This is a genomic window from Pseudomonas sp. MM213 (assembly GCF_020423045.1).
GTDB lineage: Bacteria > Pseudomonadota > Gammaproteobacteria > Pseudomonadales > Pseudomonadaceae > Aquipseudomonas > Aquipseudomonas migulae.
Map to the genome: position 1 here is coordinate 6,383,741 of NZ_CP081943.1, position 15,576 is coordinate 6,399,316.

The 15,576-nt window shown below is 60.9% G+C and carries 10 protein-coding genes; all 10 read left to right on the top strand.

What is annotated here, in order from left to right; all coding sequences use genetic code 11:
* Window positions 1-9 precede the first annotated feature (9 nt).
* A complete protein-coding gene (gene flgJ / locus K5R88_RS29065) occupies window positions 10-1,296 on the top strand; it encodes a flagellar assembly peptidoglycan hydrolase FlgJ (protein ID WP_226298809.1) in 1,287 nt (428 codons plus the stop codon).
* 22 nt (window positions 1,297-1,318) lie between these two features.
* Window positions 1,319-3,385 carry a flagellar hook-associated protein FlgK gene (gene flgK, locus K5R88_RS29070; RefSeq protein ID WP_008042677.1) on the top strand — a complete coding sequence of 689 codons (2,067 nt, stop codon included), beginning with the start codon at window positions 1,319-1,321 and terminating at the stop codon, window positions 3,383-3,385.
* Between the two features lie 13 nt (window positions 3,386-3,398).
* Window positions 3,399-4,997: a flagellar hook-associated protein 3 gene (locus K5R88_RS29075; RefSeq protein WP_008042676.1), complete on the top strand. Its 1,599-nt coding sequence runs from the start codon at window positions 3,399-3,401 to the stop codon at window positions 4,995-4,997.
* 126 nt (window positions 4,998-5,123) lie between these two features.
* A complete protein-coding gene (locus K5R88_RS29080; RefSeq protein ID WP_226298810.1) occupies window positions 5,124-8,699 on the top strand; it encodes a glycosyltransferase in 3,576 nt (1,191 codons plus the stop codon).
* Between the two features lie 1,467 nt (window positions 8,700-10,166).
* Window positions 10,167-10,940, top strand: a complete 774-nt coding sequence (gene rfbF, locus K5R88_RS29085; protein WP_008044636.1) for a glucose-1-phosphate cytidylyltransferase — start codon at window positions 10,167-10,169, stop codon at window positions 10,938-10,940.
* A complete protein-coding gene (rfbG, locus tag K5R88_RS29090; RefSeq protein WP_008044634.1) occupies window positions 10,922-12,004 on the top strand; it encodes a CDP-glucose 4,6-dehydratase in 1,083 nt (360 codons plus the stop codon). Before rfbF ends, rfbG begins: the two co-directional genes overlap by 19 nt.
* Window positions 12,001-12,561, top strand: coding sequence for a dTDP-4-dehydrorhamnose 3,5-epimerase family protein (locus K5R88_RS29095; protein WP_192226012.1), 561 nt, complete (start codon window positions 12,001-12,003; stop codon window positions 12,559-12,561). Before rfbG ends, K5R88_RS29095 begins: the two co-directional genes overlap by 4 nt.
* Window positions 12,558-13,784: a class I SAM-dependent methyltransferase gene (locus K5R88_RS29100; protein ID WP_223449651.1), complete on the top strand. Its 1,227-nt coding sequence runs from the start codon at window positions 12,558-12,560 to the stop codon at window positions 13,782-13,784. The genes K5R88_RS29095 and K5R88_RS29100 overlap by 4 nt, the downstream gene beginning before the upstream one ends.
* The gene (locus tag K5R88_RS29105; RefSeq protein ID WP_226298811.1) at window positions 13,781-14,902 is read left to right on the top strand and encodes a DegT/DnrJ/EryC1/StrS family aminotransferase; all 1,122 of its coding nucleotides are present in this window, start codon (window positions 13,781-13,783) and stop codon (window positions 14,900-14,902) included. The genes K5R88_RS29100 and K5R88_RS29105 overlap by 4 nt, the downstream gene beginning before the upstream one ends.
* Window positions 14,899-15,564: an acetyltransferase gene (locus tag K5R88_RS29110; RefSeq protein ID WP_192226018.1), complete on the top strand. Its 666-nt coding sequence runs from the start codon at window positions 14,899-14,901 to the stop codon at window positions 15,562-15,564. Before K5R88_RS29105 ends, K5R88_RS29110 begins: the two co-directional genes overlap by 4 nt.
* Window positions 15,565-15,576 lie beyond the last annotated feature (12 nt).

Below are 15,576 nucleotides of genomic sequence, written 5' to 3' on the forward strand. Positions count from 1 at the left end.
CCGGCGACCATGGATATGCACAAGAGTGGTCTGGTCAGCAGCGCCGATTCGGGGTCCTATTCGGACCTCAATCGTCTGAATCAGCTCAAGGTCGGCGACAAGAACAGTGACGAAAACCTGCGCAAGGTGGCGCAGGAATTCGAGTCGCTGTTCCTCGGTGAAATGCTCAAGTCCATGCGCAAGGCGACCGACACGCTGGCCGAGGGCAACCCGCTCAACACGCCGGCGGCCAAGCAGTACCAGGAAATGTACGACCAGCAGTTGGCCGTCTCCATGTCCCGCGAGGGCGGTGGTATTGGTCTGGCGGACGTGCTGATGCGCCAGATGTCGAAGAACAAACCATTGGCGCCGGGCGAAGCGGCAACGCTGTCGGCGGCCAAGCAGGAAGCGGCAAAAGCGGCGGTGCAGACGCCGGTGGCGGCGGGCACGGTCGGGACCAACGGGCCGCTGTCGCGAGTCAATGGCCAGCGTCCGTTGTGGGCTTCGCGCTCGATCAGCGCTCCACAGGCGGCAGGCGAGGGCGCACATCGCAACGACATGGCGCTGATCAATCAGCGGCGCCTGGCGTTGCCACCGAAGCTGGCTGACCGCTTGCTGGCGGGCCTGGTGCCTTCGGCGACGACGGCCGCCGCGCCGCTCAATAACACTCGATTGGCAGAGCGCAACACGCCGACCGGTTCGGGGCCTTTGTTCAATGGTGACTGGCTGGCGACTGCGCAAGCATCAGCGAACGCCGGCTTGCAGATTCATGGTCGTGCCATCGCTCAGATACCGTTGGCACCGGCGAAAAAAGCCTTCAGTTCTGCCGACCAGTTCGTCAACACCATGTTGCCGATGGCCAAGGAAGCCGCCGAGCGCATCGGCGTCGATCCGCGTTACCTGGTGGCTCAAGCGGCGCTGGAAACCGGCTGGGGCAAATCGGTCATGCGCGCACAGGATGGCAGCAGCAGCCACAACCTGTTCGGCATCAAGGCCAGCAGCAGCTGGAAGGGCGATTCGGCGCGGGCGATCACCAGCGAATTCAGAAATGGCGCGATGGTCAAGGAGACGGCCGAGTTCCGTTCCTATGGCTCTTACAAGGACAGCTTCCATGACCTTGTGACTTTGTTGCAAACCAACAATCGCTATCAAGATGTCGTGAAGTCGGCCGATAACCCAGAACAGTTTGTACGCGAGTTGCAAAAGGCCGGTTACGCAACCGACCCGGACTACGCGAGCAAGATTTCGCAGATAGCCAAGCAGATGACGAGTTACCAGAACTACGCTGCGGCGGGCGTTTCCACCACGCCTTTATAGGCACAAGGATTAAGGTCGAACCATGAGTTTGCTCAATATCGGGATGTCGGGTCTGGCCGCTGGCCAATCCTCGTTGATGACCACCGGCAACAACATTGCCAACGTCGACACCGCCGGGTACTCGCGCCAGCAAACAGTGCAGGGCACCAAGGCCTCGCAGCAGTTCGGCAATGTCTACATCGGCACCGGCACGACCCTGGCCGATGTGCGTCGCGTGTACAACAGCTACCTCGATGCGCAGTTGCAGACCACCACCTCGCTCAACAGCGATTCGGCCGCCTACCTGAATCAGGTCACGCCGCTGGACAAATTGCTCTCCGACACCAGCACCGGCCTGAACGGCGCACTGACCAAGTTTTTTGCCTCGGTGCAGAACGTCAACGCCAAACCCGGTGACGACGCGTCCCGCCAGTTGCTGCTCAGCGATGCCCAGGCCTTGAGCAACCGTTTCAACTCGGTCTCCGCGCAGTTGACCCAGCAGAATGCCAATATCAACGGCAACCTGACGAACATGGCGGATCAGGTCAACAAGCTGGCCGCTACCGTGGCGCAGTTGAACCAGAAGATCTCCGAGGTTTCCAGTTCCGGCGGCATGCCGAACGAGCTGCTCGACGCCCGTAACGAAACCGTGCGCCAGCTGGCGACCTTCACCGGTGCGCAGGTGGTGGAGCGTGAAGGCAATCTCGACATTTACCTGGGCAGCGGTCAGCCGCTGGTCATGGGTAATACGGTCAACAAACTTGAAGTGGTACCGGGCAAAGACGATCCGGGCCGCTTGTCGCTGCAACTCAATCGCGGTTCGAGCACCATTGATATCACCGCGATCATGACCGGCGGCGAAATCGGCGGGTTGCTGCGTTATCGCAGCACCGTGCTGGACCCGGCCATGAACGAATTGGGTCGTGTGGCCCTGGTCGTCGCCGACCAGATGAACAGCCTTCAGGCCCAGGGCATCGACAAGAACGGCGCCTTCGGTTCGAACCTGTTCAATAACATCAACTCGGCCAAGCTGGTCTCTGAACGCAGCGTCGCCAGCCTGAACAACGTGGGCACCGGTAACTTTGATGTGAGCATCAAGGACACTGGCAAGCTGACCATCAACGATTACAAGGTCACGTTCACCACCGCGACCGATTACACCGTGCAGCGCCTGCCGGACAACACGCCGATGGGCTCCTTCAGCACGGTAGCGCCGGCAACGGCACCGGTCATCGACGGCGTCGAGATGAAGTTCAACGCGGCTTCTGCCACGGCGGGCGACACCTTCAGGATCACCCCGACCCGCGATGCTGCGGCGAACATCAAGACCGAGATGACCGACTCCAAGCGTCTGGCCATCGCGGCACCGCTGGGCGCGGCGATTGCAGCGAGCGGCAGTGGCAGCGGCACCCTGACGATCCCGGCCAGCGGTCAACCGACCCTGACCACCAAGTTCGACATCTACGACGCGGCGACCACCACCGCGATGCAGAACGGCCTGAAAAACTCCACGCCGACCAAGGTGGTATTTGGTGCGGTGTCCGCCGATGGCACCAGCCAGACCTACCAGTTCCTGGATGCCAAGGGCGCGCTGATCAGCGGCGGTACCATCAAGCCAGGTGAGACCAATACCCTGAACCTGAGCATTCCGCTCACGGATGCCGCGGGTGCACCGATCCCGGCTCCGCCCGCGACTCAGTACGCCGCGGCCTTCAGCATGACCATCGCCGGTGCCCCAAGCAGCGGCGCGGCGATCAACGTCTCGCTCACTCAGCCGGGCAGCCTGGACAACCGAAACGGCACCGCACTGGCTGGCTTGCAGACCGCGAAGACCGTGGACACCGGTTCGGCCAGCAAAGGCATTTCCCTGAACGACGCTTACGGCAAACTGGTCGAGGGCGTGGGTTCCAAGGCTGCACAGGGCAAGCTCGACAGCGCGGCGACCGAGGCCATTCTGGCGAATGCCAAGGGCGCGCGCGACTCGCTCTCGGGTGTCGACCTCGATGAGGAAACCGGCAACCTGGTCAAATATCAGCAGTACTACACCGCGTCTTCGCAGATCATCAAGGCTGCGCAGGAAATCTTCAGCACACTGATCAACAGTCTTTAAGGAGTCGTAGCCCATGCGCATTTCTACCGCCCAGTTTTACGAGTCCTCGGCTGCCAACTATTCGAAGAACTTCGCCAACGTGGTCAAGAGCAGCGAAGAGGCGAGCAGCCTGGTTCGCGTCAACACCGCCGCCGATGATCCGGTCGGCGCCTCGCGCCTGCTGCAACTAGGCCAGCAGGCTTCGATGCTCGATCAGTTCAACAACAACATGACGACGATCAAAGCCACGCTTGGCCAGACTGAAGCCGTCATGACCAGTATCGGCAACGTGCTGCAACGCGCCAAGGAACTGGCCCTGGGTGCCGGCAACGCCGGTTATACCGATTCCGACCGCCAGGCCAACGCTTCGGAACTCAGCCAGATCGAAGAACAGCTGTTGAGCCTGATGAACACCAAGGACGAAAACGGCAAATACATTTTCTCCGGCTCCAAGGGCGATACCGTTCCGTTCTCGCGTAATACCGACGGCACCTACAGCTATAACGGTGATCAGGTCACGCTGGACCTGCCGATTGGCGACACTCAGTCGATGGCCACCAACAGCACCGGTTGGGCTGTGTTCCAGCAAGCCATCAACACCAGTCGCACACAGTCCACCATGACCACGCCGACGCCGGCCGTCGATGGCGGTCGTGTGGTGCTGTCCAATGGTCAGGTGAATTCGGACGTGACCTACAACGCCAAATTCCGTGGCGGCGAACCCTACACCGTGAATTTCCTCAGCCCTACGCAGCTGGAAATCCGCGATTCGCTGGGTAATGACGTCACGGCCGAAGCTTCTGGCAATGGCGTGTTCAGCTCCTCCGGTGGTGCCGCCACACAGACAATCAACTTCCGTGGCGTTGACCTGAAGTTGAACATCAACATGAAGACTGGCGACGTTCCGGCGACCGTGTTCCCGGCGCCTCCGGCCCCCAATGCCTACAGCTTCACCCTGGCGGCCAAGCCAGACAGCTTCAATGCGACCCGTGCCCCTGGCAACCTGTCCAGCGATGTCGTCACCAATACGAGCATCTCCAACAGTGCCGCCTACCACGCCAGCTTTCCGGAAGGCGGGGCCGTTCTCAAGTTCACCAGCGCCACGGCTTTCGACTTGTATGCAGCGCCTCTGACCGCGAGCAGCAAGCCGGTTTCCAGCGGTGTTCTGGCGGGCAACGTCGCCACCGCATCGGGTGTCGATTTTACGCTGAGCGGCGCACCGTCGATGCAGGCTGGTGACCAGTTCTCCGTCACGGTCAACACTCACCAGACGCAGAACGTTCTGGACACGGTCGCCCAGCTGAAAACCGCGCTGTCGACGCCGACCAACAACAATCCGCAGGCCATTCAAGCACTCAACGCGGCCATTGGTTCCGGTATCGGTAACCTGACCAGTGGCATTGACCAGTTGACCTCGGGCCTCAGCTCCGTGGGTGGTCGCGGTGCGTCGCTGACGACTCAGACCGATATCAACCAGAGCCTGGTGCTGGCCAACACGCAGACCCAGGGCGCGATCCGTGATTCGGACCCGGCCACAGTGATGACCCGCCTGACCTTGCAGCAAACCATGCTGCAAGCCTCGCAACTGGCGTTCAGCAAAATCGCTCAGTTGGGGTTGTTCAACAAAGTCTGAGTCAAGGCCTTCGCGCCATAGGCGCGAAGGTTCAATACACCCGAGTGCAAACCGTCATTTTTCAGCGGTTCAGGGCTGCTCCACTCGTTCCAGAGTGAGCGCCCACCGCTCGCGAGTTCCCCTGCCGTGAAACCAGCTCCTCTTGTCAGCATCGCCATTCCCGCCTACAACCCGCTGTACTTTAAGGCAGCGCTGCAAAGTGCGCTGAACCAGACCTACGCGTCGCTTGAAGTGATCGTGTGTGACGACAGCGACAGCGACGAAATCCATGAGCTGGTCCAGGCCTGCACAGTGCCGCCAACCGTGACATTGCGTTATGTGCGCAATGAACAACGCCTGGGGTTCAAGGGGAATCTGATGGCCTGCGCCGAGCAGGCAACCGGGGAGTACCTCAAGCTTCTCTGTGATGACGATCAACTGCTGCCTGAGAGCATTGCCCGCCAGGTGCAGGGTTTCATTGATCATGACGATGTGAATCTGGTGATTGCCCTGCGTCAGTATTGCGACGGCGATTACCTTCTGCTTCCTGAGCGCCTGGAGAACTCCAGCTTTGTCTCGGGGGATACGCTGTTCAAGGGTGAAGACCTGCTGGATGTGCTGGAAAGCTCGGCCCTGAACTTTCTCAGCAATTTGAGTGGCGCGCTGATGCGCACTCATCAGGTGCTGGAGTATCTGCCCGCGTTGACCCAGGTCGGCGAAGGGTTTGTCGCCCGTCTCGATTTCGCCTTGTTTGTCTGCCTGTTGCGTCGTGGCAATCTGGCGGTTATCGCACAGGTGCTCAGCTTCGAACGCTTGCACCCGGCGCGCCTGAGCAATCAACTGGAGGTCGAGCAGGCCGTGGTGGTCGAGCTCGGTTGGCTGACCCAAATGCTGTCGGTGCGCAGCGGCGAGCCGGCACCTGCGCCGGGGCATGTTCGCTTTATCGATCTGGCCAGCGCCGCCCTCGGTGAGCCGTATGACTGGGAAGAAATGGCGCTGGGTCGTTCCCTGGGCTTTACCTCGACGTTGCTCCGTTCGCGGGTGGGTGAAAACTGTGACTGCTTTGCTGATGTGTACCAGCAATGGCTGGCGTGTCGCACACTGAACCCGGCCCAGCAGCGCCTGTTGCCTGCGCGCCTTGCCTCGTGGGCATGGCAGCCGCGAATTGTGCCGGTGGTGATGGATGCCGACGCTGACGATGCGGCACTGGGCGTCACATTGGAGAGCATCGAACGGCAGGTCTATGGCGCCGAAAGGGTGTTGGTGCTCTCGGGTGAAAATCGCACCAGTGCCCTTGCGGGCAACGTTATTCGTGTGGCCTTGCAAGGCGACGGGCTTGAGCAACTCAATGGCCTGATGCAGGCCGACAGTGCGGACTGGTTCTATCTGCTGCGGGCCGGTGATCGCCTGAATGAACTGGCCTTGCTGCTTTTGGCCGAGCGGATGGTCGAGAGTACCGACGCGCTGTGTATCTATACCGATGAAGGCGGCTTGCGCAATGACGTGTCGGTCGAGCCGATCCTCAAGCCCGATTTCAATCTGGACCTGCTGCGCAGTTATCCCTATGTCGGGCGGACACTGGCCATCCAGCGTCAAGGCTTTGTAGCCGCGGGTGGTTTTACCCCGGATTTCTCTGAGCTCAGCCCTCATGATCTGGTCTGGCGCCTCGTTGAAAACCACGGCCCGCATGTCGTGGAGCATGTCGCCCAAGTGCTGGTCGAATCCTCGTTCGGCCTGGCGCAATGGCTCGCTCTGCCGCAGGTTATCGAGCAGAACTCCCGTGTACTGACTGCGCACCTTGATCGTATCGGTGCGGCACACGAGGTGCGGCCGGGCAACGTGCCGCTCATCAATCGAATTGACTACCAGCATGGCGTTCAGCCGCTGGTGTCCATTGTGGTGGTGGCCCAGGATCAGCTCGGTCGGCTTGAGCGTTGCATCGAAAGTGTGCTGGAGCACACGGCCTATGCTCACTACGAATTGTTGATCGTCGACAACGCAAGCACCTCGATCGAGGCGCGTGACTGGCTGGCCGCCATGTCGCAAATGGGCGGTGAAAAACTGCGCGTGCTGCATTGCGATTACCCCGATAACCCGGCAGCGGCGCAGAACTTCGCCGTTGCTCAGGCACGTGGCGAGTATGTGCTGTTGCTCAGCCCGGACAGCCTGATCGTCAATCGTGACTGGCTTGGGGAGCTGCTGAATCACGGCTTGCGTCCGGAGGTGGGCGTCGTCGGTGGCCGAATGGTCAGCCCTCAGGGGCGTATCGAAGGTTCGGCCCTGGTGCTGGGGATGCGCGGCCCTGTCGGCGTACCTTGGCGCGGGGAGGTGATGACCGCTCCGGGGTATATGCAGCGCCAGCAGGCGGTGCAGAATTTAAGTGCTGTGAGAACCGAGTGCCTGCTGGTCCGCAAGCAGGTGTTCGATGAGCTTCAGGGGTTTGACGAGCAGGCCTTTTCCCAGAGGCTCGGCGGCCCTGATTTCTGTCTGCGTGTGAAGCAGAAGGGCTATCTGGTGGTCTGGACGCCGTATGCCGAGTCGGTCCACGTGGCTGCCGAGGCGGAGAGCGGGCCGGTGGTGTCAGATCTGCTGGCTGAGCAGAAGCGGTTTTATCAGCGCTGGCTGCCGATCATCGCAAGAGATCCGGCGTACAACGTCAACCTGAGCCTGAGCACCAATAATTTCAGCCTTGAACCGGGTTACAAGAGCGACTGGAATCCGTTCGCCCGTCACATGCTGCCACGGGTGCTGGCGATCCCGATCAACGAGACCGCCGTAGGCCATTACCGTGTCACCCAGCCGTTTCTGGAGCTGGAAGCCGCGGGTCAAGTGCTTGGTAATCTTTCTTACCATACGCCTTCGGACATTGAGCTGGAGCGCCAGTCGCCGGACGTCATCATCCTGCAAGGGCGCTACAGTGAGGGCGCGGTGAATGAAGTGGAGCGGGTCAAAAACAGCTCCAGGGCTTTCCGGATCTTCGAGCTCGACGATTATGTCATCGACGTTCCGAAGAAAAACGCTCACGTGCGCAAGGCCATGGTTGGCGTTGAACAAATCGTGCGGCGTGCAGTTGGGTTGTGCGACCGGGTGGTGGTGTCGACCCAACCGCTGGCCGATACCCTCAAAGGCATGCATGACGATATTCGCGTGGTGCCGAACATGCTCGCTCCGTATCTGTGGACCGGTCTGAGCAGCCAGCGACGTACGTCGCGCAAGCCGAGGGTCGGTTGGGGCGGAGGCACCAGTCACGATGGGGATCTGGCGATCATTGCCGATGTCGTTCGCCTGCTGGCGGATGAAGTGGAATGGGTGTTCTTCGGCATGTGCCCGCCGGCGCTCAAGCCTTTCGTGCATGAGTTCCATCCCGCCGTTGGCTTGCAGGCTTACCCTGCCAAACTGGCGAGCCTGAACCTTGATCTGGCTTTGGCGCCGCTGGAGTTTCATATCTTCAACGACTGCAAGAGCAACTTGCGACTGCTGGAATATGGCGCGTGCGGTTATCCGGTGATCTGTACGGACACTGAGGCTTATCGCGGTTATCTGCCGTGTACCAAGGTGGTGAGTAACAGTACCGAGGAATGGCTTGAGGCAATTCGTATGCACCTGGCTGACCCGGATGCGAGTTACCGCATGGGTGATGCGCTGCGCGAGGAAGTGCTGCGTGACTATATGTTGCAGGGTAGTAATCTGAATTATTGGGCTGAGGCTTGGTTGCCGGGTTGATCCCTGGGGTCTATTGCGATTGGGGGGGCATATCCGTTGCTGCGGTAACGGCGGCTTATGGTTTCGCTTTTACAGCGAGTCACTTTGGAAAAGCCCCAAAGTAACCAAAGGGCTCTTGCCCCTTTCGTTCGGTGCCTCGCCTAGGCTCGGCATGCCCTCGCTCCGGTCCTGCTCCGTGGGCCCGCCGCCATCGGCCATCCCTGGCCGGGGGCGGCTAACCCGGCATCCATGCCGGGTTGCCCACTGCGCAGAACCTGCGCTCGGCCTCTCGAGGGGGCGACTACCGCCACAGCCGCCGAGGCGGCCTGAAAGCCGACCTGGCTCTTCAAGCGTACGTGTTCTGCTTCCCTGCTGTGCCCACTCATTCCGGACATGTACACCGATCCCCTGTAGGAGCCGGCTTGCTGGCGATAGCGTCCGTCCAGCCAATGCAAACGTCGACTGACCCACCGCCATCGTCGGAACGCCGCCCGCAGCAAGCCGGCTCCTACACGGTGATTGGGTTCACACAATTCAAAATTGTAGGAGCCAGCTTGCTGGCGATGGACGTCAACGATAACGCGGGCTGTCTGAATGAGCGCGGTGCCTACACGCTTTTCGCCGGCAAGCCGGCTCCTACAGGGAATCCCATACGCTTTTGATTTTCACCACTCATCAGGCCGAGCGTTAGCTCGCCTTGCTGCGTTCAGTTATTCCGGATATGTACACCGCTCCCCTGTAGGAGCCGGCTTGCTGGCGATGGCGTCCATCCAGTCAATAAATGCGTTGACTGACCCACCGCCATCGTCGGAACGCCGCCCGCAGCAAGCCGGCTCCTACACGGTGATTGGGTTCACACGTTTCAAAATTGTAGGAGCCAGCTTGCTGGCGATGGACGCCAACGATAACGCGGGCTGTCTGAATGAACGCGGTGCCCAGACGATTTTCGCCGGTAAGCCGGCTCCTACAGGGAATCCCATACGCTTTTGATTCCCACCACTCATCAGGCCGAGCGTTAGCTCGCCTTCCGCTTTTGATCTGAGCGCCCCCTCGAGAGGCCGAGCGCAGGTTCTGCGCAGTGGGCAACCCGGCATGGATGCCGGGTTAGCCGCCCCCGGCCATGGATGGCCGATGGCGGCGGGCCCACGGAGCAGGACCGGAGCGAGGGAATGCCGAGCCTAGGCGAGGCACCGAACGAAAGGGGCAAGAGCCCTTTGGTTACTTTGGGGCTTTTCGAAAGTGACTCGCCGTAAGGGCGAAACCAATAGCCGCCATGACCACAAAAACGGATATACACCCAAGGCCAGAGCCCACCCACCCCAGCGAAAGAGCTGGCGCGTTTCCTGCAAGCCCCCCCGATATCGCCATAAAACGAGCACTTCCGGTGAATCCAGAAGCGCCCTGAGCGGCATTGAAGGTTTTATCCAGAAGGCCTGCAAAAGCTTGATACAGCTTGGCTGAGCCCTGTGACGAACAAGAGGGGAGACGATGAAGGCAGTTATTTTGGCGGGCGGCCTGGGCACGCGCATCAGTGAGGAGTCGCACCTCAAACCCAAGCCGATGATTGAAATCGGCGGCAAGCCAATTCTCTGGCACATCATGAAGCAGTACTCCGCTCACGGGATCCATGACTTCGTGATTTGCCTGGGCTACAAGGGCTACGCGATCAAGGACTTCTTCGCCAACTACTTCCTGCACACCTCTGACGTCACGTTCGACATGTGCAACAACCGCATGGACGTTCACCAGAACTACAGCGAGCCATGGCGCGTCACGCTTATCGATACCGGTGAAGACACCATGACCGGCGGGCGCTTGCGTCGGGCCAGCCGCTACCTGGAAAACGAAGACGCGTTCTGCTTCACCTACGGCGACGGCGTGTCCGATTTGAACATCGGTGCCCTGGTGGACTTCCACCTGTCCCACGGCAAGCTCGCCACGGTAACGGCGGTTCAGCCGCCTGGCCGTTACGGCGCGCTGGAACGCGACGGTCACCTGGTCCGCGGTTTTACTGAAAAGCCGCGCGGTGACGGAGGCTGGATCAATGGTGGCTTCTTTGTGCTGTCGCCCAAGGTCCTGCCGCTGATTACCGCCGACGAGACGGTTTGGGAATCCGAGCCTTTGGTCGGCCTGGCCAGCAGCGGTCAACTGGCTGCCTACCAGCACGATGGTTTCTGGCACCCGATGGACACCCTGCGCGATAAAAACCATCTGGAGCATTTGTGGCAGAGCGGGGAGGCCCCATGGAAGCAATGGGACTGAGCCCGGAATTCTGGCGCGGCAAGCGGGTTCTGCTGACCGGCCACACCGGTTTCAAAGGCAGTTGGCTGACGTTGTGGCTGCAAAGCCTCGGCGCGAAAGTCAGCGGGTTTTCCCTCGATCCGTCCACCGAGCCGAGCCTGTTCGAACTGGCACGTGTCCACGAAGGCATCAACGATCAGCGCGGTGACCTGCGTGACCTGGGGGCCCTGCTTGAACTGATCGCCGACACCCAGCCGGAAATCGTCCTGCACCTGGCGGCCCAGCCGCTGGTGCGCGAGGGTTATCGCGATCCGCTGGGGACTTACTCCAGCAACGTCATGGGCACCCTGAACCTGCTTGAAGCGATCCGTCAGGTCGGCGGCGTGCGCGCCTGCGTGCTGGTGACCACCGACAAGGTCTACGCCAATCAGGAATGGTTGTGGCCATACCGTGAAAACGAAGCCCTCGGCGGCCACGATCCTTACAGCAGCAGCAAAGCTTGCTGCGAGTTGCTGGCGCAGTCGTATGCGGCATCGTTTTTCCCGGCCGAGAAGTATGCCGAACACGGTCTGGCCCTGGCCACGGCCCGAGCCGGCAACGTGTTGGGCGGCGGTGATTTTGCCCCTGAACGTTTGATTCCTGATGTCCTGAAAGCCTGGTCCGCCGACGAGCCGGTAACCCTGCGCTACCCGCAAGCCGTCCGCCCGTGGCAACACGCGCTGGAGCCGCTGGCCGGTTATTTGCAGCTGGCCGCCGCTCTTTACGAGCGAGGTCCCGAGTTCGCCGGTGCGTGGAACTTCGGCCCGAGCGAAGCGGACATGTGCAGCGTCGGCGAAGTGGTCGAGCTGCTCGCCAACCGTTGGCCACAAGCGCGCGGATTACGCATCGAACCGAGTGAACTGCATGAAGCAGGCCTGTTGCGCCTGGACAGCAGCCGCGCTCGCCAACTGTTGGCCTGGCAGCCGCGCTGGTCGCTGCAACAATGCCTGACCCAGACCCTCGACTGGCATCTGGCCTGGCAAAACGGCGACGACATGCGTGGCATCACGTTGGGTCAGTTGAACCTGTACCGAGGCGCGCTGTGAGCGAGTTTTCGTTGAAGGCGCTGCCGCTGACGGGCTTGTTCAGCGTGCAGCACAAACGCTTCGAAGACGATCGCGGGCACTTCGCCCGGTTGTTCTGCGAGGGCAGCCTGAGCGCCTTCGGCCAAGCGTTTTCCATTCGCCAGATCAACCATTCCTGCACCCGCGCACGCGCGAGTGTGCGTGGCTTGCATTACCAGAATGCCAACGCGCCGGAAGCCAAGCTGATCACCTGCCTGCGCGGTGAAGTCTGGGATGTGGCGGTGGACTTGCGGCCCGACTCCGCAACGTTCCTGCACTGGCACGCCGAACACCTGCGCGCCGGTGACGGTCGCAGCCTGCTCATACCTGCCGGGTTTGCCCACGGCTTCCAGACCCTGACCGACGACGCCGAATTGCTTTACCTGCACAGCGCCGACTACGCGCCGGAGCATGAAGGCGGCTTGTCGGTGAACGATCCACGGCTGGCAATTGCCTGGCCGTTGCCTGTCAATAATCTGTCAGCCAGGGACGCCAGCCATCCCTTGCTCGATGAACGTTTCGCTGGAGTGCGTCTATGAACTGCCGTGGTTGCGGTACTCCTTTGGCCTTGCCGCTGATCGACCTCGGCACTTCGCCGCCGTCGAACGCCTACGTTCGTGCCGATCAGCTGGAACAGGCTGAACAGTGGGTGCCACTCAAGGTTGCGGTATGTCAGCAGTGCTGGTTGGTGCAAACCGAGGATTACACCAGCGCCGACAGCCTGTTCGACGCTGAGTATGCGTATTTCAGTTCGTTCTCCAGCACCTGGCTGGCGCATGCCGATCGCTACGTCGCCGAGATGGTTGAGCGCTTCGGCCTGACCGCCGACAGTCGTGTGGTGGAAATCGCTGCCAACGACGGTTACCTGTTGCAGTACGTCGCCGGTCGCGGCATCCCTTGCCTGGGCGTTGAGCCAACCCGCAGCACCGCGCAAGCGGCGCGGGAAAAAGGCCTGGAGATCCGCGAGTTGTTCTTCGGCCGTCACACCGCTGCGCAATTGGTCAGCGAAGGCTGGTCCGCGGACCTGATGGCTGCCAACAACGTGTTGGCCCACGTGCCGGACATCAATGACTTCCTCGGCGGCTTTGCGACCTTGCTCAAGCCGACCGGCGTGGCGACGTTCGAGTTTCCGCAACTGTTGACGCTGATGGCCGGGCAACAGTTCGACACGCTGTATCACGAGCACTATTCCTACCTGTCCCTGACCGCCGTGCAGACATTGTGCGAACGCAACGGCCTGGAAGTGTTCGACGTCAGTCAGCTGTCGACCCACGGCGGTTCGCTGCGGGTTTTCGTCCAGCGTGCCGATGGCGTTCGTCGTGACGTGCAGCCTGCGGTTGCTCAGCAACTGCAAGCCGAAATCGCCGCTGGTGTGAAAACCCCCGAGTACTACGCGACCCTCGCGCCAGCCGCCGAGGGCATCAAGCACCAATTGCTGCGCTTCTTGTTGCAGGCGAAAGCCGATGGCAAACGAGTGGTCGGTTACGGCGCCGCCGCCAAGGGCAACACGTTGCTTAACTACGCCGGGGTCAAGCCTGATCTGTTGGCCTGGGTCGCCGACGCCAATCCGCACAAACAGGGCAAGTTCTTGCCTGGCAGCCGGATTCCGGTGGTGTCGCCCGAGCGTATCGCCCTCGAACAACCCGACTACATCCTGGTTCTGCCATGGAACCTGTTGCCTGAAATCACCCAGCAATTCGCCTCGGTCAAAGAGTGGGGCGCACAGTTTGTCGTTGCCGTTCCGGAGTTGAGTATTCAATGAGCAGAATTCACTACACCAAACCGAGTGTCGGCGAACTGGAAGCCCGGTATGCCCTGGATGCCGTGCAGAACGGTTGGGGCGCGCGTTGCTACGAATACCTGACGCGTTTTGAGCACGGGTTTGCCGAGCACCTTGGTGCGACCTATGCCATCGCGACGTCGAGCTGCACCGGCGCGCTGCACATGGGGATGGCTGCACTGGACATCGGCGCGGGTGATGAAGTGATCCTGGGCAACACCAACTGGATCGCTTCGGCAGCACCGATCACCTACCTGGGCGCTACGCCGGTGTTTGTCGATGTTCTGCCGGATAGCTGGTGCCTGGATCCGGAGCTCGTCAGGCAGGCAATTACCCCGAAGACCAAAGCCATTCTCGCGGTCCATCTTTACGGCAACCTGTGTGACATGGACGCATTGCTGGCGATCGGTCGCGAATACGGTATCCCGGTCATCGAAGACGCCGCCGAAGCCATCGGCTCGCAGTGGCGCGGCAAGGCTGCCGGCTCGATGGGGGCGTTCGGTGCGTTTTCATTCCATGGCACCAAAACCATGACCACCGGGGAGGGCGGCATTTTCGTCACCTCGGATAAAGCCCTGTATGAGCGCGTCCTGACGTTGTCCAACCATGGTCGTGTCGCGGGCAGTACCAAACAATTCTGGCCAGAGTTCATTGGCTTCAAATACAAGATGAGCAACTTGCAGGCGGCCGTCGGCTGCGCCCAGGTTGAGCGGATCGAAGAGCTGATCGAACGCAAGCGGACGATATTCGCCAATTACGCCCGCGCGCTGTCATCGCTGCCGGGGGTTTCGCTGAACCCAGAACCTGCCCATGCCCGCAACGGTTACTGGATGCCCACGGTGGTATTCGATGCCGAGACAGGGATCCATCGCGACGAGATGATCGCCGCGTTTCAGGCCGCCGATATCGACGCCCGGGTGTTCTTCTGGCCACTGTCTTCGTTGCCCATGTTCAGCGAACACGTGGTCGATACACCGGTTTCGTTTGCCTTGCCGGAGCGTGCGTTCAACCTGCCGAGTTATCACGACATGACTGACGCCGATCAGGCACGGGTGGTGGATGTGGTGCGTACACTGCTGGCAAAAAGGCAATCACTGTGAAGATGTACTTGCTGGGCGCGGCCAACCCGGAAGCGGTGCGCATGCTGCACGCGGTGAAGCGCAGCACACCGAACGTCGAGTTTGCGTTTCTGGACAATGACCCGAACAAACACGGGACACCGTTTTTTGGTGTTCCGGTCATTGGCGGTTCGGCGTTGGTCAGTGAGCTCAAGGGGCCGGACGTACGTTTCGTCAACCTGATCACCGGCAGCACCCGACTGCGCTACGAGACCACTCGCCAACTGGTCGAGGCCGGTGCAACGCTGGGCCAGTTCATCCACCCCGGCATTGACCTGACCATGATTCGCATGGGGCAGGGCAGTTATCTGCAGGAAGGCGTAATCATGCAGGCCGAGGTGACGCTGGGCGACAACACCAGCATCAGCGCCGGCAGCGTGGTGGGGCATGAAGGGCAAATCGGCCACTCGGTGTTCATGGCGCCCGGCGTGTGCATCGCCGGTTGCGTGGAGATCGGCGACGGCACGTTCATCGGCACCAACGCCACCATTCTTCCACGCTTGCGTATCGGACGCTGGGTGACCATCGGCGCCGGCGCCGTCGTCACCAAAGATGTCCCGGATTATTCAGTCGTGGCGGGCAATCCCGCCAGGATCATCAAGACCAACGTGGTGCCTTACCCCGACGGTAAGGTCTTCAACTAACCCGTTTGCCTA